The sequence below is a fragment of the Streptomyces sp. NPDC107654 genome (genome assembly GCF_055639035.1).
On sequence record NZ_JBVKBI010000002.1, the window covers coordinates 570896 to 588518 of the forward strand.

Sequence of the window (17623 nt, forward strand, 5' to 3'; positions counted from 1 at the left end):
CCCACAAGAGGTCTGGACCAGTCTTCGCCCGGAGAACGCAAAGATCCCCGGGACGCGCCTGCCGCGCGTCCCGGGGACCTCGCCGTCCGCGGGCGGGAGGACGGCCTACTTGTCGCCGCCCTTGCCCTTGCCCTTGCCGTCGTCGCCGCCGCTGCCCATGGACTCGTAGATCTCCTTGCACATCGGGCAGACCGGGTACTTCTTCGGGTCGCGGCCCGGCACCCAGACCTTCCCGCACAGCGCCACGACGGGGGTGCCGTCGAGGGCGCTCGCCATGATCTTGTCCTTCTGGACGTAGTGGGCGAAGCGCTCGTGGTCGCCGTCGCCGTGGGACACCTGCGGCGTCGGCTCTACGAGGGTCCCCGTACCAGTCCCGCGCTCGGGCTCGAGAGTGCTCATACGGCCAAGGGTACTGAAGCTCACACGCATCAGTTGAGCGACGGGTCGTCCGGATACGTGGCCACCATCGCCAGCTCGTTGCGCTGGCGGCGCAGCACCTCGCGCCAGAGTCTCTCCGGGGCCGGCGAGGAGACGTCGCCCGGCTCGGACTCGACGACGTACCAGGCTCCCTCGGCCAGCTCGTCCTCCAGCTGGCCCGGGCCCCAGCCGGCGTACCCGGCGAAGATCCTCAGGGACCCGACGGCGGAGGCGAGCAGTTCCGGCGGTGCCTCCAGGTCGACCAGACCGATCGCGCCGTGCACCCGCCGCCAGCCCAGCGGCGCGCCGTCGCCGTTCGCCCCGCCGGGGATGACGGCCACGCCGAGCGCGGAGTCCAGCGAGACGGGGCCGCCCTGGAAGACGACACCGGGCTCGCCGGCGAGGTCGGCCCAGTCCTCCAGGATGTCGCCGACGCCCACCGGGGTGGGCCGGTTGAGGACGACACCGAGGGAGCCCTCCTCGTCGTGGTCGAGGAGGAGCACCACCGCGCGGTCGAAGTTCGGGTCCGCCAGGGCGGGGGTGGCCACGAGCAGCCGCCCTGTGAGCGAGGACACCTCGGTCATGCCAGACATGATCCCCCATCTTCCCCCGGCGTGGGGAGCCAATCAGGGGGCGGGGGTGAGAGCAGCTCAGGGCGCAGAGGGGGCGCCGGGGGCGCGCCCGTGCGCCGGTGACCCCTTGTGCCCGCCGGGGAACGGTTCGTGTTGTGACACACCTATGACGTGGCTGGGCCGTCCTTGGGCTTACGGGCGAGGGGTGATCGGCGATTACCCTGTCTTCCCGGCCCCCGCGCACAGTGATCGGCCGCCCCCTGACCAACTCATCGGAACGCGAGATTCATGACCGTCAACGACGATGTCCTGCTTGTCCACGGCGGAACCCCGCTGGAGGGCGAGATCCGTGTCCGCGGTGCGAAGAACCTCGTGCCGAAGGCCATGGTCGCCGCCCTGCTGGGCAGCGAGCCGAGCCGACTGCGCAACGTTCCGGACATCCGTGACGTGCGGGTCGTCCGCGGCCTGCTCCAGCTGCACGGGGTGACGGTCCGCCCGGGTGAGGAGCCCGGCGAACTGGTGATGGACCCGACGCGGGTCGAGAGCGCCAACGTGGCCGACATCGATGCTCACGCGGGTTCCAGCCGTATCCCGATCCTGTTCTGCGGTCCGCTGCTGCACCGCCTCGGCCACGCGTTCATCCCGGGCCTCGGCGGCTGCGACATCGGCGGCCGGCCCATCGACTTCCACTTCGACGTGCTGCGGCAGTTCGGCGCGACCATCGAGAAGCGGGCGGACGGGCAGTACCTGGAGGCCCCGCAGCGGCTGCGGGGCACGAAGATCCGGCTGCCGTACCCGTCGGTCGGCGCGACCGAGCAGGTGCTGCTGACGGCCGTACTGGCCGAGGGCGTCACCGAGTTGTCCAACGCGGCCGTGGAGCCGGAGATCGAGGACCTCATCTGCGTACTGCAGAAGATGGGCGCGATCATCGCGATGGACACCGACCGCACGATCCGCGTCACCGGTGTGGACAAGCTCGGCGGCTACACCCACCAGGCCCTCCCCGACCGGCTGGAGGCCGCCTCCTGGGCCTCCGCGGCGCTGGCGACCAACGGCAACATCTACGTCCGCGGGGCGCAGCAGCGCTCGATGATGACGTTCCTGAACACCTACCGGAAGGTGGGCGGTGCCTTCGAGATCGACGACGAGGGCATCCGCTTCTGGCACCCCGGCGGGCAGTTGAAGTCCATCGCGCTGGAGACGGACGTGCACCCCGGTTTCCAGACGGACTGGCAGCAGCCGCTGGTGGTGGCCCTGACGCAGGCCACGGGCCTGTCCATCATCCACGAGACGGTCTACGAGTCCCGGCTGGGCTTCACCTCCGCGCTGAACCAGATGGGCGCGCACATCCAGCTGTACCGCGAGTGCCTGGGCGGCTCCGCGTGCCGCTTCGGCGCGCGCAACTTCCTGCACTCCGCGGTCGTCTCGGGCCCCACCAGGCTGCAGGGCGCCGACCTGGTCATCCCGGACCTGCGCGGCGGCTTCTCGTACCTCATCGCGGCCCTGGCCGCCGAGGGCACCTCGCGGGTCCACGGCATCGACCTGATCAACCGCGGCTACGAGAACTTCATGGAGAAGCTCGTGGAACTCGGCGCGAAGGTCGAACTGCCGGGCAAGGCGCTCGGCTAGGCACCGCGAACGACGAAAGGGCGGCCCCCCTCGGTGGAAGGGGGGCCGCCCTTTTCGGCGTCTTCAGCTGAGGCACGCCCCGGAAGGGGCGCGGGGAACTGCACGGCCGGCCACGGCGGGCCCGCAGTCACCCACGGAGCTCAGCGGGACGGCGCTCCCGGCGGGAGCGCTTCCGCTCACTTGCCCTTGGCGGCTTCCTTGAGCTTGCTGCCCGCGGTGACCTTCACGCTGTAGCCGGCCGGGATGTTGATGGGCTCGCCGGTCTGCGGGTTGCGCGCGGTGCGAGCGGCACGGTGGGTGCGCTCGAAGGTCAGGAAGCCGGGGATGGTGACCTTCTCGTCGCCCTTGGCGACGATCTCGCCGACGGTCTCGGCGAACGCGGCCAGCACGGCGTCGGCGTCCTTGCGGGTCACCTCGGCGCGGTCGGCCAGCGCGGCCACCAGCTCACTGCGGTTCATGTTGTTACTCCCGTGTTTTTCTTGCCGTTGGGGTGTGCCACGCGGCGAAGCCGCCCGAGGCACTGCGATGCCGATGCGCTCGCGCCCTTGGGGGTGCCCCCGGGGACGTAGTCCCTGGGGGAGCATCCTGCCCCTACCTGCGGCGGGAAAGCCAATCCGGCACCCGTAGGAGTCGTGAGAACACCCTGGGGAGTCACACGAAAAGCGCCCGCTCGGCCGTCACCCTAGAGCGCGTCCGGCATCTGGCGGTTCCACGACGCGCCGGTGCGGGGGGCTGCCGTGGTGATGCTCACAGCCCCCTGCACACTACGACACGCCGTGTTCAGGCCGTCGCGCCGACCGCCTTGGCGGCCTCGCGGACCGCTCCGGCGACGGCGCCCGCGACCTTGTCGTTGAAGACGCTGGGGATGATGTAGTTCGGGTTCAGCTCGTCCTCGGTCACCACGTCGGCGAGGGCCTTGGCTGCGGCGAGCATCATCTCGGTGTTGACCGTGCGGGACTGGGCGTCCAGCAGGCCGCGGAAGACGCCCGGGAAGACCAGCACGTTGTTGATCTGGTTCGGGAAGTCGGAGCGGCCGGTGGCCACGACGGCGGCCGTCTGGCGGGCGACCGCCGGGTCGACCTCCGGGTCGGGGTTCGCGAGCGCGAACACGATGGCACCCTCGGCCATGGCGGCCACGTCGGTGCCGTCCAGGACGTTCGGGGCGGAGACGCCGATGAAGACGTCGGCGCCGCGCACGGCCTCCTTGAGGGTGCCGGTGAGGCCCTCGGGGTTGGTGTTGTCGGCGATCCAGCGCAGCGGCGAGTCGGCCGGGGCGTTCACCAGGTCCTCGCGGCCGGCGTGGACGACACCGTGGATGTCGGCGACGACGGCGTTCTTCACCCCGGCGGCGATGAGCAGCTTGAGGATGGCCGTACCGGCGGCGCCGGCGCCGGACATGACGACCCGGATGTTCTCGATCGCCTTGTCGGTGACGCGCAGGGCGTTGGTCAGGGCGGCGAGCACGACGATGGCGGTGCCGTGCTGGTCGTCGTGGAAGACGGGGATGTCGAGGGCCTCGCGCAGCCGGGCCTCGATCTCGAAGCAGCGGGGCGCGGAGATGTCCTCCAGGTTGATGCCGGCGAATCCGGGGGCGATCGCCTTGACGATGTCCACGATGGCGTCGGTGTCCTGGGTGTCCAGGCAGATCGGCCAGGCGTCGATGCCGGCGAAGCGCTTGAACAGGGCCGCCTTGCCCTCCATGACGGGCAGCGCGGCCTTGGGGCCGATGTTGCCGAGGCCGAGCACGGCGGAGCCGTCGGTCACGACCGCAACGGAGTTGCGCTTGATGGTGAGGCGGCGGGCGTCCTCGGGGTTCTCGGCGATGGCCATGCAGACGCGGGCCACACCGGGCGTGTAGACCATGGACAGGTCGTCACGGTTGCGGATGGGGTGCTTCGACGCCATCTCGATCTTGCCGCCGAGGTGCATGAGGAACGTACGGTCCGAGACCTTGCCCAGGGTGACGCCCTCGATGCCGCGCAGCTTCTCGACGATCTCCTCGGCGTGGGCCGTGGAGGTGGCCGCGATGGTCACGTCGATACGGAGCTTCTCGTGACCGGACGCGGTGACGTCGAGGCCGGTCACCGAGCCTCCGGAGGACTCCACGGCGTTGGTGAGCTGCGAGACGGCGGTTCCGCTCGCGGGCACCTCCAGCCGGATCGTCATCGAGTAGGAGACGCTGGGCGCCGTTGCCATGGCCGACTTCCTCTTTCACCGTGTCGCTGAGTTGTGCCGTCCGATCGTCGCACCTACCGCGGAGTACGTGGTAGTCGCCCCGGATTGCGGACGTTGTGTTCATGAGCGGTGCGTGATCATTCCACTGTTTCGGAAAAGCACTTCCACCATACGAGAAGCGATCAGACAAAGAAAGAGACCCACGTCACGGTCGCGACGTGGGTCTCTCCTACGCTCATGACACCGACCCGCCATGCTCGCCTCGCGGCAAGTGGTCCCTCTGAGGGACGAAGGTTGGGCCCGGGGGCTTGGATCGGGCCGGTGCCACACCCAGGCTAACAAACGGATCCGGCAAGGCCATTCCCGTCCGGCGCCTTCAGTCCCGGAGCAGGTCCGGAACCCCGGCCGCGTCCGGCTCGTCCCGCTCCCCCGACACCACGGTCAGCTGCTGGGTGGCCCTGGTCAGCGCGACGTACAGCACCCGCAGCCCGGCCGGCGACTCGTCGGCGATCTCCGCGGGCGAGACGACGACCGTCGCGTCGTACTCCAGGCCCTTGGCCTCCAGGCTGCCGAGTGCCACCACCCGGTCGCCGAGCCCGGCCAGCCAGCGCCGGGCCTCCTCGCGCCGGTTCATCGCGACGACCACGCCGACCGTGCCGTCCACCAGCCCGAGCAGCCGCTCGGCCTCGGCCCGCACGGTCTTCTCCAGCGAACCGGCCACCACCGTGAAGCGCGGCTCGACCCCCGTGGACCGTACGGCCGACGGCGCCTCGGAGCCGGGCATGGCGAGCGCGAGCACCTTCGCGGCCAGCTCGGCGATCTCGGCCGGGTTGCGGTAGTTCACGGTCAGCCGGAAGCGGCGCCGGGGGCGGGTGCCGAGGGCCTCGTCGCGGGCCTCGGCCGCCTCGTCCGGGTCGGACCAGGAGGACTGCGCCGGGTCGCCGACGACCGTCCAGGTGGCGTGCCGGCCGCGGCGGCCGACCATCCGCCACTGCATCGGCGTGAGGTCCTGCGCCTCGTCCACGATGACGTGCGCGTACTCGGTGCGCTCCTGCGCGAGCCGCTCGGCCCGCTCCCGCTGGGTCTCCTCGCGCACCGGCATCAGCTCCTCCAGGCCGGTGAGCTGGTCCAGCGGGTCGAGTTCGCGCTTCCTGCGCGGCCGGGCCGGCGCGCCGAGGATCGCCTGGAGCTCGTCCAGCATGGCGATGTCGTGCACGGAGCAGCCCTCGCGTCTCAGCGAGCGGGCGACCTTGCGGACCTCGCCGGGGTTCAGGATCCGCCGGGCCCAGCGGCCCAGCCGCCTCTCGTCGGCCATGGCGGCGAGCACGGACTTCGGGGTCAGCTCGGGCCACCAGGCGTCGAGGAAGCCGATGAAGGAGTCCTCGCCGGTGACGTCCTCGTCGAAGGAGGAGCGCAGCTCGGCGGCCAGCTCCGGGTCGGTGTGCCGGGCGGCGGCGCCGGACTTCGCCCACAGGGCGTCCAGCAGCAGCTTGCGGGCGCGCGGGCGGAGCAGGTTGACGGGGGCGGTGCCGCCGAGGGCGGTACGGCGGATGCGTTCCAGCTCCTCGGCCTCCAGTTCGAGGCGGCGCCCGAAGGCGACGACCCGGAGGCGGGCGGGCGGACCGGTGACCGTCTCCCCCTCCGGCGCGGCCGGCCCCAGTTCCAGGGCGCCACGGGCGGCCTTCCGCAGCACCTTCAGCATGCGGTACGAGCCCTTGGCGCGGGCCACGGCCGGGGAGTCGTACAGGGTGGCCTCCACGCCGTCGACCAGGGAGCCGATCGCGCGGATCGCGACCTGGCCCTCCTCGCCGAGCGAGGGCAGCACGCCCTCGGTGTAGGCGACGAGCAGCGGGGTCGGCGAGACGATCAGGATGCCGCCCGCGTAGCGTCTGCGGTCCTGGTAGAGCAGGTAGGCGGCGCGGTGCAGCGCGACGGCCGTCTTGCCCGTCCCCGGGCCGCCCTCCACGTAGGTGACGGAGGCGGCGGGGGCGCGGATCACCAGGTCCTGTTCGGCCTGGATGGAGGAGACGATGTCCCGCATGGTGTGGCTGCGGGCCTGGCCGAGGGCGGCCATCAGGGCGCCGTCGCCGATGACGGCCAGCTCGCGGCCGTCGAGGCGGGCCGTCAGCTCGGGCCGCATGAGGTCGTCCTCGACGCCGAGCACCCGGCGCCCCTTGGACCGGATGACCCGGCGCCGCACCACCCGGCCCGGGTCCACGGGCGTGGCCCGGTAGAAGGGCGCCGCGGCGGGCGCGCGCCAGTCGATGACCAGCGGGGAGTAGTCCTCGTCCAGGACGCCGATCCGCCCGATGTGCAGGGTCTCGGCGATGTCGGCGGTGTTGTCCTCCCGCACGGCTCCTTCGGCGGGTTCCACGGCGGTGTAGGCGCCGTCGGGCCCCTTCTTGCCGTCCTTGCCGGGCAGCAGGTCGATCCGCCCGAAGAGGAAGTCCTCGAACTCGTTGTTCAGCCGGTTGAGGTGGACGCCGGCCCGGAAGACCTGCGCGTCCCGCTCGGCCAGCGCACCCGGGGTGCCGACCTGGCCGCGTTTGGCCGCGTCGTTCATCAGGAACTCGGCCTCGTGGATCTTCTCCTCCAGCCGCCGGTACACCCGGTCCAGGTGTTCCTGTTCGACGCTGATCTCCCGGTCACGGACGGAATCGTGTGCGTCCTGTACCGAGCCGACCGCGGACTGCTGAACCTGAGCGGCCACCGGGCCCCCTTCTGACGTGCTGGGCAGCCGTCAACCGTACGCGAAGGGGACCCGTCAAAGCTACGGGGCGTGCGGTTCCCCGGGGGGGTACGGGGAACCGCGCGACCAGCGACGACGCGCCCGCGACCGCCACCCGGCCGAACGGGCCACGCGGGGAGGGCGCTAGGCCTGCACCTGCACGAGCTTCTTGCCCTCGAAGGTCACCACCTCGAAGTGGTCGATCTCGTTGGGCTGGAAGGCCGCGGCCCCGCCGATGTACAGCGGTTGCTTCGACTGCTCGGTCGTGGCGTCCGGGATGCCGTAGCCCCAGTTCGGCACCGACCACGACGACATGGTCACGCGCTGCCCGTTCTTCGCGACGAGCACCAGGGAGCACTTCAGCGGCCCCTTGACGTTCTTCAGCTCCAGGACGGCCTGGGTGCCCCAGTCCTTCGGCGCCATGGCGACGGTGGCGCTGACGTGGGTCGACGCGTCCGTGGCGGACTTCCTGTCGGACATCGTCCGGAAGGTCTGCTGGGCGGGCGTGGCCGCGACCTGCGAGCCGCCGTCCGAGCCGCCGTTCACCGCCACCGCGGCCAGCGGGCCGGCGATGATCAGCGCGGCCGCCGCCGCGATCATGTACATGCTGCGCCGGCGCTTTTGGGCGCGCTTCTCGGCGACCTCGTCCACCAGCTTCTCGACCACACGCGGGCTCGGCCTGGCGGACAGCGACTCGCCGATCGCGGGCGTACTGCCGGAGCCCGGCAGGTCCGCGAGGGCGGCCAGCATCGGCTCCATCCCGGCCAGCTCGTCCAGTTGCCGGGCGCACCACTCGCAGCCGGCGAGGTGGGCCTCGAAAGCGGTTGCCTCGGTGTCGTCCAGGATCCCGAGGGCGTAGGCGCCGACGGTCTCGTGCTCGCTCGGCACCGAAGATCCCTGACTGGGGTTCATGGGCCCAGACATACCCGGACCACCCGGTCCGAATCCCTGCATCCCCCCGTACCCGCTGCTCATCACGCCGTCACCCCCCGCTCCTCCAGTGCCAGCTTCATCGACCGCAGGGCGTAGAACACCCGGGAACGGACGGTTCCGCTCGGTATGCCCAGTGTCTCCGCCGCCTCATTGACGGTACGCCCCTTGAAGTACGTCTCGACGAGCACCTCCCGGTGGGCCGGGGTCAGGTCGTCGAGTGCGTCCGACAGCGTCATCAGCCACAGCGCCTTGTCGATCTCGTCCTCCGCGGGGATGACCTCCAGCGGCGACGGATCGACCTCCTGCGGCCGGGCCTGCCGGCTGCGGTGGCCGTCGATGACGATGCGGCGCGCGACCGTCACCAGCCAGGGGCGTACCGATCCGGTCGCCCGATTGAGCTGACCGGCGTTCTTCCAGGCACGGATGAGCGTTTCCTGTACGACGTCCTCGGCGCGCTGCCGGTCACCGGCGACCAGCCGCAGGACATACGCGAGCAGAGGTCCGGCGTGCTCTCGATACAGCGCACGCATCAGCTCCTCATCCGGCTCCGAGGGCTGTGAGGACATGCGATGTCGGGCCCTCGTTCCACGTTCATTGGCCACGGCCGCATCCTTGCGCACGCCCACCTCCGGTGTCCGGGGGTTCCCCCAGTCGGTCGCTCGCCCACCGGTACGGACGGGGGCGGCCCGGTGTTCAAACCGGAGTGACAGATTTCCGGGGGGTGACGTGACGAGCGGGACATGCGAGCACATACCCGTCCCGCGATCTTTACATTTCCGACACGGCGCCGGGGGCGGCCCACGATTCCCGTGTACAAGCCACCTAAAACGCGGTGTAACGGAAATCACGCCTGTGCCAGAGCGGCCCGCCGCCGGTGCCGGGCCACCCGCTCCCGGTTTCCGCACACCTCGCTGGAGCACCAGCGCCGGCGCCGGCCGCGCGAGGTGTCGAGGTACACGAGGGGACAGTCGTCCGCCTCGCACTCCCGCACGGCGGCCCGTGCGACGGGGTCGGTGAGCAGCTCGACGGCGTCCCGCGCGACGGCGGCGAGCAGGGCCGCACAGCCGGGCGGCCCCGCCAACTCCCGCACGAGCCGACCGTCCTCCGCGGCTACGGCGACGGGAGCGGGGGGCGCGTCCCCGGCGGCCTCGTTCACCCGCCGCAGCGCCCGCCCGTACGACACGGTGTCCCCGCCCCGGACCAGCACCCCGATGTGCGCGCGCAGTTCCCGGAACCCGGCGAGCCAGTCCCCGTCGGCGTGGTCGAGCGCCGTGCCGTCCGGCACCAGCCCGGCGCCCCGGATCCACGCGCACAACGCCCCGGTCCCGTCCAGCCGTTCGCCGGGGTGGGCGGTGGCGAGCAGGTCCAGACTCACCCGCCCGGCGTCGAACCGGACGGGGTACGCGGGGTGGGCGCCACCGAGAGCCATGTACGAGTCACCGCCTGGGCAGGAAGCGAGCGGGAGCCCCTCCACAGTGCCCGCCGGAAGGGAGCGCCGGAACCCCCCGTGCCCTCACCGGCCGCTGCCCGTCCGCGTGAGAGCAACGTTCCCTCGCGGTCACCCGCGGCCACCGGGCCGGAAACGCACCCTTCCTACCTTCGGGCCCAGTCAGTGGTTGGCAGACCGAGCAGCCGGAGCACCGTGGAGGCGTGATGACAGCCCCAGCCCCAACCCGTCGCAGTGGCCGCTGGATCGAGCGGTGGGATCCGGAGGACGAGGGATTCTGGAAGGCGACCGGGGAGCGGATCGCGCGCCGGAACCTGTGGTTCTCCGTGCTCTGCGAGCACATCGGGTTCTCGGTGTGGACCCTGTGGTCCGTGCTGGTCCTGTTCATGGGCCCGGAGTACGGCCTCACCCCCGCCGACAAGTTCCTGCTGACCTCGGTGGTCACGCTGGTCGGCGCGGTGGTCCGGGTGCCGTACACGTTCGCCGTGGCCGTCTTCGGCGGCCGCAACTGGACGATCGTCTCGGCGAGCCTGCTGCTGATCCCGACGGTCGCCGCGTTCTGGGTGATGGAGCCGGGGACGTCGTACTCCACCTTCCTCCTGGTGGGCCTGCTGGCCGGCATCGGCGGCGGCAACTTCGCCTCCTCCATGACCAACATCAACGCCTTCTTCCCGCTGCGGAGGAAGGGCTGGGCGCTCGGGCTGAACGCGGGCGGCGGGAACATCGGCGTCCCCGTCATCCAGCTGGTCGCGCTCGCGATCATCGGGGCGAGCGGCGGCCCGCAAGTGCTGCTGGGGATCTACATCCCGCTGATCGTCCTGGCCGCGGTGTTGGCGGCCCTCTTCATGGACAACCTGGCCTCGGTGAGGAACGACACCGGCGCGGCCAGGGACGCCGCCCGGGACGCGCACACCTGGATCATGGCGCTCCTCTACATCGGCACGTTCGGCTCGTTCATCGGCTACAGCTTCGCCTTCGGCCAGGTGCTGACGAACGGGTTCGGCCGGACCCCCCTCCAGGCCGCGTACCTCACCTTCATCGGTCCGCTGCTCGGCTCCCTCGTCCGCCCGCTCGGCGGCCGGCTCGCCGACCGCTACGGCGGCGCCCGCATCACGCTGTGGAACTACGTCGGCATGGCCGCAGCCACCGCCGTCCTCGTCGTCGCCAGCATGCAGAAGTCGCTGGCGCTGTTCGTGTCCGTCTTCGTGGTGCTGTTCGTGCTCAGCGGCCTCGGCAACGGCTCGACGTTCAAGATGATCCCCGGCATCTTCCAGGCGAAGGCGCTGGCCAAGGGCCTGGAAGGCGAGGCGGCCGTGGCGCACGGCCGGCGCCTGTCAGGCGCCTCCATGGGCCTGATCGGCGCGGTCGGCGCGCTCGGCGGTGTCGGCATCAACCTCTCCTTCCGCCAGTCCTTCCTCTCCTACGGCTCCGGCACGGGCGCGTTCGTCGCCTTCCTCGCCTACTACGGTGTCTGCTTCGCGGTCACCTGGGCCGTATACCTTCGCCGCCCGGCGCCGCTTGCGGCCACGGCCGCCGCGTCACAGGAGAAGGCCCGGCTCGGTTATGCCGAGGTGTGACGTAACACCGGTGACATCAAGCCGAACCGAGCCTGTCACGCTTCGTTGACAGGCTCGTCAGGCGTGCCGGTCAGCTAGGAGAGCCCCATGTACGACGAAGAGCAGATCCCCGAGCACGGCCCCCTCGCCGGGTTCACCGTGGGCGTCACCGCCGCGCGCCGGGCCGACGAGCTGGGCGCCCTGCTGCGGCGGCGCGGTGCCACCGTCCTGCACGCCCCCGCGCTGCGGATCGTGCCGCTCGCGGACGACAGCGAACTGCTCGCCGCCACGAAGGAGATCATCGGGCACGTGCCGGACGTGGTCGTGGCGACCACCGCGATCGGCTTCCGGGGCTGGGTGGAGGCCGCCGACGGCTGGGGCCTCGGCGAGCAGCTCCTCGGCCGGCTGCGCGGGACCCGGATGCTGGCGCGCGGCCCGAAGGTGAAGGGCGCGATCCGCGCGGCGGGCCTCACCGAGGAATGGTCCCCCTCCTCGGAGTCCCTGGCCGAGGTCCTGGACCGCCTCCTGGAGGAGGGCGTCGACGGCACCCGCATAGCCGTACAGCTCCACGGCGAACCGCTCCCGGGCTTCGTGGAGTCGCTCCGCGCGGCCGGGGCGGAGGTGGTCCCGGTCCCGGTCTACCGCTGGATGCCCCCGGAGGACCCCGGCCCGCTGGACCGCCTCCTGGACGCGGCCGTCACCCGCGGCCTGGACGCCCTCACCTTCACCAGCGCGCCCGCCGCGGCCTCCCTCCTCTCCCGCGCGGAGGACCGCGGCCTGCTGGACGAACTGCTGGCGGCCCTGGCCCACGACGTCCTCCCGGCCTGCGTGGGCCCGGTCACCGCGCTCCCCCTCCAGGCACGCGGGATCGACACGGTCCAGCCGGAACGCTTCCGCCTCGGCCCCCTGGTCCAGCTCCTCTGCCAGGAACTCCCGGCCCGCTCCCGCGCCCTGCCCGTCGCCGGCCACCACGTCGAGATCCGGGGCCACGCGGTCCTGGTGGACGGCGACCTCAAGCCCGTCCCCCCGGCCGGCATGTCCCTCCTGCGCGCCCTGGCCCGCCGCCCCGGCTGGGTGGTCGCCCGCGCCGACCTCCTGCGCGCGCTGCCGGGCGCGGGCCGCGACGAACACGCCGTGGAGACGGCGATGGCCCGCCTCCGCACGGCCCTGGGCGCCCCGAAGCTGATCCAGACGGTGGTGAAGCGGGGCTACCGGCTGGCGCTGGACCCGGCTACGGACGCGAAGTACGCGGACGCGTAGGCGGGGGCCGTGCGGGCACGGCTCACCGGCCCCCCACCTCGAACCACAGCAGCTTCCCGGCGCCCCGGTCGAGCGGGCCGTCTCCGACCTGGAGCCCTCCCCAGGTGTCGGCGTACTCCTGTACGAGGTGCAGCCCGCGTCCTTCCTCGGCGTCCGCCGCCGGCACCGGCACCCGGTCCCACGGCGGCTGCCCGAAGGGCGCGGGGATGCGGGGGTGACCGTCCCAGACACCGACCCGCAGCCGGCCGTCCGCGAGGGCGGTGAGCCGCAGGGAGGCGGGGCCGCGGGTGTGCCGGTAGGCGTTGCCGACCAGCTCGGACGTCAACAGTTCGACGGCCTCGCGCAGTTCGTCCCGCCCATGTCCGCCGAGACAGCCCGTACGGTCATACGTGCGACGCGTGCCGCGCGGGGATCATGGGGCAGGCGAAGGGCGTACACCCAGGTGTCGGGCAGGGATACGGTGCCCATGGAAACCTCCGGTGAGAGAAGGGACGACCTGGACTCGCTCAACCGATCACGCCATGCGGTGGCATTGCCTGGGAGGTGCGCTTCCGGCTTATGGGCGGGGGGAGTTGAGTGATGCGCTGTACGCTAGCGCAGCGTTGAGATGTATCTTAGTGAATCAAGAGAAATGCATCAGTGATTACCTCGTGTGAGGTACCTACGCGTCGAAACGGTGACCGAAAGGAGGCTCGTTGCCACCGAGTAACACACCCACCCTGCGTCAGCGGCGCCTCGGGGCCGAACTGCGAAAGCTTCGCGAGCGAGCAGGCCTTACGGCGACCGGCGCCGCCGCCCGGCTCGGGGTCAACCAAGGCCGCGTCAGCATGATCGAGACCGGGCGGAGTCCCCTCAGCGCCGACCGCGTCCGTTCCCTCGCCCGCGCCTACGACTGCGGGGACGCAGCCCTGGTGGACGCGCTGGCCGCGATGACCCAGCGCCAGTCACACGGCTGGTGGGACAGCTACCGTGACCACCTGCCGGTCGGCCTCATCGACCTCGCCGAGTTGGAGTTCCACGCGGCGGCACTGCGCGTTGCCCTGGTCATCCACATTCCGGCCCTGCTCCAAACGACCGATCACGCTCGCGCCCTCTTCAACGAGGCGGTGCCGTCACTGCGCCCGTACGAGATCGAGCACCGCGTCAGCCACCGGGTCAAGCGGCAGGGGATCCTCTACCGGAACAGCCCGCCCCCGTACACCGCGGTGATCCACGAGTGTGCGCTGCACATGGGGTACGGAGGCTCCGCCACGGTTCGCGCTCAGCTCGGCCACTTGCTGGAGATGAGCGAGATGGACCATGTGACCGTGAGGGTCATTCCCTTCGGCAAGGGCCATTTCCCGGGTACCGGTCAGTCCGTCGACTACCTGGTGGGGCAGGTGCCTCAGCTCGACACCGTTCAGCTGGACACTCACCACGGCTGCGAGTTCCTCGACGCGGAAGCGCAGTTGGAGAAGTACCGCATCGTTCTCGACCGCATGGAGGCGAACGCCCTCAAGCCAGCCCAGTCCCGTGACCTGATCCACCGCATCGCCCGAAGTGTCTGAGGTAACCGTGTCCGAACTCCGCTGGAAGAAGTCCACCTACAGCCCCGATGCCTCCAACTGCGTCGAGATAGCCACCACCCCCACCACCATCCACCTCCGCGATTCCAAGTCCCCCACTGCCCCCCACCTCACCGTCACCCCCGCCACCTGGGCCGAGTTCCTGCCGTACGTGGCGGAAAGCGGAGCATCTCGCTGACAAGGCTCTGGATCTCCTCAAGTCGTGTGGAGAGTGCGGCACCCGGCGGGAAGCATGATCCACATGAAGGGATTTACGGGATTCAGCAAGCGTCAGGACGTCGTACTCGTCATCCGGGACTCCGACCTCGTCACGGCGGCGCTGCGCGACGCGTTGGACGGGGCCTCGGACGAGGAGCGGGCCGGGCTGGAGCGGGCGGTCGCGGTCGTCGGGGAGACCGCCGGTGCCAGTGAGGGGCGACTGCGGGCCGACTGGGTCCGCAGCCGGCTGGCCGACGTCGGCTTCAGCGGGAACATCGACTCCGTGGCCGCCATCAAGGCACTGCGGCAGGCCGAGCCGGCGCTCGGTCTGCTGGCCGCGGTGCAGTTGCAGAAGGAAGCGGTGGCGCACCCGGCGTAGGAGCCGGCGGTGCCGTCACCCCGCCCGTGCGGCCGAGTCGTTCATCACCTCCTCGTCCACGGCCGGAATCCATCCCCCGGCGGGCCGCCGCAGCCAGCCCTCCGCCCGGGCGATCTCGGCCACCGCCGTCCGCAGTGCGGTCAGGCCGGGGTGGACCAGCCCCTTCCGCCAGACCAGGGAGACGGGTGAGAGCGGAACCGGGTCGACGAGGGGACGCCGTACCGTGCCCGGGAGGGGCGGGAAGTCCACGACGGCGAGCACCGGGTGCCGGGTCTTCGCCATGACGCGGCCGAACTCCTCGTCCCCGACGGCCAGCGGCAGGGGCGGGGCGAGCCGGACGGCGTGCCGGTCGAAGAGCCGTACGGCCAGCTCCGTCCACTCCCGGGTGCGCGGGTTGCCGGCACCGGCGTACACCGTCTCCCCGGCCAGCGCGGACAGCGGCACCTCGGCCGACCCCGCCAGCGGATGGTCCTCCGGCAGGACCACGGCCATCGGCTCGTACCGCACCGGCTGCTGCTGCAGCCCCGAGCGGAGCGCCGGGTCGAGGCCGGCGAACCGGCCGAAGGAGGCGTCCAGGCGGCCGGCGAGCAGTTCGGCGGCGGCACCGGTGAGGCCGCTCTCGTAGCGGGCCATCAGCTCGCAGTCGGGGGCGAGTTCCCGGGCCCGGTGCAGGACGCGACGGCCGGTGACCATGCCGGGCGAGTTGAGGTCGACCAGCAGGGGGCGGGCCTGGCCGGCCGCGAACGCGGCGAGCAGGTCGTCGTGGGCGGCGAGGACCCGGCGCGCGTGCGGCAGCAGCCGTTCGCCGTCCGGGGTGAGCGTGACCTGCCGGGTGGTCCGGACGAACAGCTCGGCGCCCAGCTCCCGCTCCAGCCGCCGTACGTCCCGGCTGAGCGCCTGCTGGGCGACGTAGAGGCGGGCCGCGGCCCGGGTGAAGTGCAGTTCCTCGGCGACGGCCAGGAAGGCGCGCAGCAGGCGGGGGTCTGTGGGGGCGGGGACCGGCATGCCGGCGAACTTACAACGCGGGTGCGTGAATCGGCACACGGAAGGTGTTGGACCCGGTGATCCACTCCGGGGGACCGTGGAGTCATGCCCCAACACGCCACCACAGAACGGCAGATACCGTCCGCCGCCCCGCGGACCACCGGATACCGCTACCTCCTCACCCTTCCCGGCGCCCGCCGCTTCACCGTCGGCAACCTCCTCGCCCGTCTCCCCGTCGGCATGTTCAGCGTGAGCGCGGTCGTGATGATCGCCGGGTCACGGGGCTCGTACGCCCTCGCCGGTGCCGTCACCGCGACCGGGCTCGCCGCGACCGCGCTGGCCGGGCCCCTGCTCGCCCGGCTGGTGGACCGGCACGGGCAGGCCCGCATCGCGCTGCCGGCCACGGTGGTCTCGGTGCTGGGCAGCCTCGCGCTGCTGCTGTGCGTCCGCTGCGACGCCCCCGCCTGGACCCTGTTCGCCGCCTACGCCGGCACCGCAGCCACCCCCAACATCGGCGGTCTGTCCCGCGCCCGCTGGGCCCACCTGCTGCGCGACGAACCGGGCGCGCTGCACACCGCGAACGCCTTCGAGCAGGCCGCGGACGAGCTCTGCTTCATGCTCGGGCCGGTCCTGGCGTCCTTCCTGACCGGCACGTTCTTCCCGGAGGCGGGCACCCTGGCCGCCGCGGTGCTGCTGCTCACCGGCATGCTGCTGTTCACCGCCCAGCGGGCGACCGAGCCGCCGCCGACACCCGGCTCGCAGGGGCCCTCACCGCTGCGCAGCCCGGGCGTCCCGCCGCTGCTGGCCTGCTTCACCGCGACCGGCGCGGTGTTCGGCTCCATGGAGGTCGTCACGATCGCCTACGCCGACGCCCAGGGGCACCGCGCGGCGGCCGGTGCCGTGCTCGCGCTCCAGGCGGCCGGCTCGTGCGCGGCCGGGCTGGCCTACGGGGCGCGGAAACCGGCGGGGGTGCGCTTCTCCTGGTGCCTGGCCGCCATGGCCGCGCTGATGACCCTGCCGTGGGCTGCCGCGGGACTCGCCGGTTCCCTCTGGGCACTGGCGGCCGCGCTGCTGGTGGCGGGCATGGCGACGGCACCGACGATGGTGACGGCGATGACACGGGTGCAGGAGCGCACCCCGGCCGACCGCCTGAACGAGGGCATGAGCCTGATGGTGACGGGGCTGCTCACCGGGATCGCGGCCGGCTCGGCGGCGGGAGGCTGGGCGGCGGAGCACCTCTCCCCCGCCGCGGCGTACGCCGTCCCGGTGACGGCCGCCACCCTCGCGCTGGGGGTCGCCTCGCTCACCCGCGCCGGCGGCGGGATGCGGGGGACCCCATGACGAAGGCCCCGCCGCTAGAAGCGACGGGGCCTTCGCCCACATGGGGTCGACCCCCGGAGGGGTCTCGTGGAGATGGCGGGAATCGAACCCGCGTCCAACGGTGCGGAATCAGGGCTTCTCCGTGTGCAGTCCGCTGCGATTTTCTCGGCCCCGGAGATCACGCGGACAAGTCTCCGACGGGCTCAGTCACTGTTTGGTTTCCCTCTACACCCCGTGACCGGGTCTAGAGGTTTAGTTCCCTAGCTGATGCCAGGATCCGGGTCGGGAACAGCCCCGGGCTGACACTTCGCAAGTCGCTACTTAGGCAGCGAGGGCGAAGGAATCGCGCTTGGTGTTGGCGATTATTTTTTGCGACATATGGTTTACGAGATCATTGCCGCTTCCTCGACACGCTTCCCCTGCTTCGACAGCCGCTGTCGAAACCGATCATCCCCATGTT

The 17623-nt window shown here is 71.6% G+C and carries 17 protein-coding genes and 1 other RNA gene; 7 read left to right on the forward strand and 11 right to left on the reverse strand.

Annotation, left to right across the window (positions count from 1 at the left end):
* Nucleotides 1-105: 105 nt before the first annotated feature.
* Together ACZ7N4_RS05725 and ACZ7N4_RS05730 are read right to left on the reverse strand one after the other, a co-directional pair.
* On the reverse strand, nucleotides 106-399 hold the full coding sequence (locus tag ACZ7N4_RS05725; RefSeq protein WP_471354136.1) for a DUF3039 domain-containing protein: 294 nt from the start codon (nucleotides 397-399) through the stop codon (nucleotides 106-108).
* A 29-nt stretch (nucleotides 400-428) separates the two neighbouring features.
* Nucleotides 429-1001 carry a YqgE/AlgH family protein gene (locus tag ACZ7N4_RS05730; RefSeq protein ID WP_189294549.1) on the reverse strand — a complete coding sequence of 191 codons (573 nt, stop codon included), beginning with the start codon at nucleotides 999-1001 and terminating at the stop codon, nucleotides 429-431.
* A gap of 276 nt (nucleotides 1002-1277) precedes the next feature.
* On the opposite strand from ACZ7N4_RS05730, the gene murA reads away from it, so the two are divergent.
* On the forward strand, nucleotides 1278-2618 hold the full coding sequence (gene murA, locus ACZ7N4_RS05735; protein ID WP_189294550.1) for a UDP-N-acetylglucosamine 1-carboxyvinyltransferase: 1341 nt from the start codon (nucleotides 1278-1280) through the stop codon (nucleotides 2616-2618).
* A 176-nt stretch (nucleotides 2619-2794) separates the two neighbouring features.
* On the opposite strand, the gene ACZ7N4_RS05740 is transcribed toward murA, so the two are convergent.
* The 6 genes from ACZ7N4_RS05740 to ACZ7N4_RS05765 form a co-directional block, all read right to left on the reverse strand.
* Nucleotides 2795-3076, reverse strand: a complete 282-nt coding sequence (locus ACZ7N4_RS05740) for an HU family DNA-binding protein (RefSeq protein ID WP_023550134.1) — start codon at nucleotides 3074-3076, stop codon at nucleotides 2795-2797.
* Between the two features lie 322 nt (nucleotides 3077-3398).
* On the reverse strand, nucleotides 3399-4814 hold the full coding sequence (locus ACZ7N4_RS05745; protein WP_471354138.1) for an NAD-dependent malic enzyme: 1416 nt from the start codon (nucleotides 4812-4814) through the stop codon (nucleotides 3399-3401).
* Nucleotides 4815-5169: 355 nt separating this feature from the next.
* The gene (locus tag ACZ7N4_RS05750; protein WP_471354140.1) at nucleotides 5170-7503 is read right to left on the reverse strand and encodes a HelD family protein; all 2334 of its coding nucleotides are present in this window, start codon (nucleotides 7501-7503) and stop codon (nucleotides 5170-5172) included.
* Between the two features lie 162 nt (nucleotides 7504-7665).
* Nucleotides 7666-8433: an anti-sigma factor family protein gene (locus ACZ7N4_RS05755; RefSeq protein ID WP_471354143.1), complete on the reverse strand. Its 768-nt coding sequence runs from the start codon at nucleotides 8431-8433 to the stop codon at nucleotides 7666-7668.
* A 62-nt stretch (nucleotides 8434-8495) separates the two neighbouring features.
* On the reverse strand, nucleotides 8496-9080 hold the full coding sequence (locus ACZ7N4_RS05760; RefSeq protein ID WP_079071569.1) for a sigma-70 family RNA polymerase sigma factor: 585 nt from the start codon (nucleotides 9078-9080) through the stop codon (nucleotides 8496-8498).
* Nucleotides 9081-9298: 218 nt separating this feature from the next.
* Nucleotides 9299-9883: a CGNR zinc finger domain-containing protein gene (locus tag ACZ7N4_RS05765; RefSeq protein WP_471354145.1), complete on the reverse strand. Its 585-nt coding sequence runs from the start codon at nucleotides 9881-9883 to the stop codon at nucleotides 9299-9301.
* A 224-nt stretch (nucleotides 9884-10107) separates the two neighbouring features.
* Between ACZ7N4_RS05765 and ACZ7N4_RS05770 the strand changes: the two genes are divergently transcribed.
* Both ACZ7N4_RS05770 and ACZ7N4_RS05775 read left to right on the forward strand, forming a co-directional pair.
* The gene (locus ACZ7N4_RS05770; protein WP_471354148.1) at nucleotides 10108-11478 is read left to right on the forward strand and encodes a nitrate/nitrite transporter; all 1371 of its coding nucleotides are present in this window, start codon (nucleotides 10108-10110) and stop codon (nucleotides 11476-11478) included.
* 87 nt (nucleotides 11479-11565) lie between these two features.
* Nucleotides 11566-12717, forward strand: a complete 1152-nt coding sequence (locus ACZ7N4_RS05775) for a uroporphyrinogen-III synthase (protein WP_471354150.1) — start codon at nucleotides 11566-11568, stop codon at nucleotides 12715-12717.
* A 22-nt stretch (nucleotides 12718-12739) separates the two neighbouring features.
* Here the strand turns inward: ACZ7N4_RS05775 and ACZ7N4_RS05780 are convergent, their stop codons facing one another.
* On the reverse strand, nucleotides 12740-13042 hold the full coding sequence (locus tag ACZ7N4_RS05780; RefSeq protein ID WP_471354152.1) for an ATP-binding protein: 303 nt from the start codon (nucleotides 13040-13042) through the stop codon (nucleotides 12740-12742).
* Between the two features lie 370 nt (nucleotides 13043-13412).
* Between ACZ7N4_RS05780 and ACZ7N4_RS05785 the strand changes: the two genes are divergently transcribed.
* The 3 genes from ACZ7N4_RS05785 to ACZ7N4_RS05795 all read left to right on the forward strand — a co-directional run bounded on the left by ACZ7N4_RS05785 (nucleotide 13413) and on the right by ACZ7N4_RS05795 (nucleotide 14859).
* Nucleotides 13413-14264 carry a helix-turn-helix domain-containing protein gene (locus ACZ7N4_RS05785; RefSeq protein ID WP_471354154.1) on the forward strand — a complete coding sequence of 284 codons (852 nt, stop codon included), beginning with the start codon at nucleotides 13413-13415 and terminating at the stop codon, nucleotides 14262-14264.
* A 7-nt stretch (nucleotides 14265-14271) separates the two neighbouring features.
* A complete protein-coding gene (locus ACZ7N4_RS05790; protein ID WP_471354156.1) occupies nucleotides 14272-14460 on the forward strand; it encodes a DUF397 domain-containing protein in 189 nt (62 codons plus the stop codon).
* 63 nt (nucleotides 14461-14523) lie between these two features.
* Nucleotides 14524-14859 carry a hypothetical protein gene (locus ACZ7N4_RS05795; protein WP_471354158.1) on the forward strand — a complete coding sequence of 112 codons (336 nt, stop codon included), beginning with the start codon at nucleotides 14524-14526 and terminating at the stop codon, nucleotides 14857-14859.
* A 15-nt stretch (nucleotides 14860-14874) separates the two neighbouring features.
* Here the strand turns inward: ACZ7N4_RS05795 and ACZ7N4_RS05800 are convergent, their stop codons facing one another.
* Nucleotides 14875-15864, reverse strand: a complete 990-nt coding sequence (locus tag ACZ7N4_RS05800; protein WP_471354159.1) for a LysR family transcriptional regulator — start codon at nucleotides 15862-15864, stop codon at nucleotides 14875-14877.
* A gap of 84 nt (nucleotides 15865-15948) precedes the next feature.
* Between ACZ7N4_RS05800 and ACZ7N4_RS05805 the strand changes: the two genes are divergently transcribed.
* Complete coding sequence (locus tag ACZ7N4_RS05805; RefSeq protein ID WP_471354161.1) at nucleotides 15949-17184, forward strand: MFS transporter; 1236 nt, start codon at nucleotides 15949-15951, stop codon at nucleotides 17182-17184.
* 64 nt (nucleotides 17185-17248) lie between these two features.
* Here the strand turns inward: ACZ7N4_RS05805 and ssrA are convergent.
* Nucleotides 17249-17618: a transfer-messenger RNA gene (gene ssrA / locus ACZ7N4_RS05810) on the reverse strand.
* Between the last annotated feature and the right edge of the window lie 5 nt (nucleotides 17619-17623).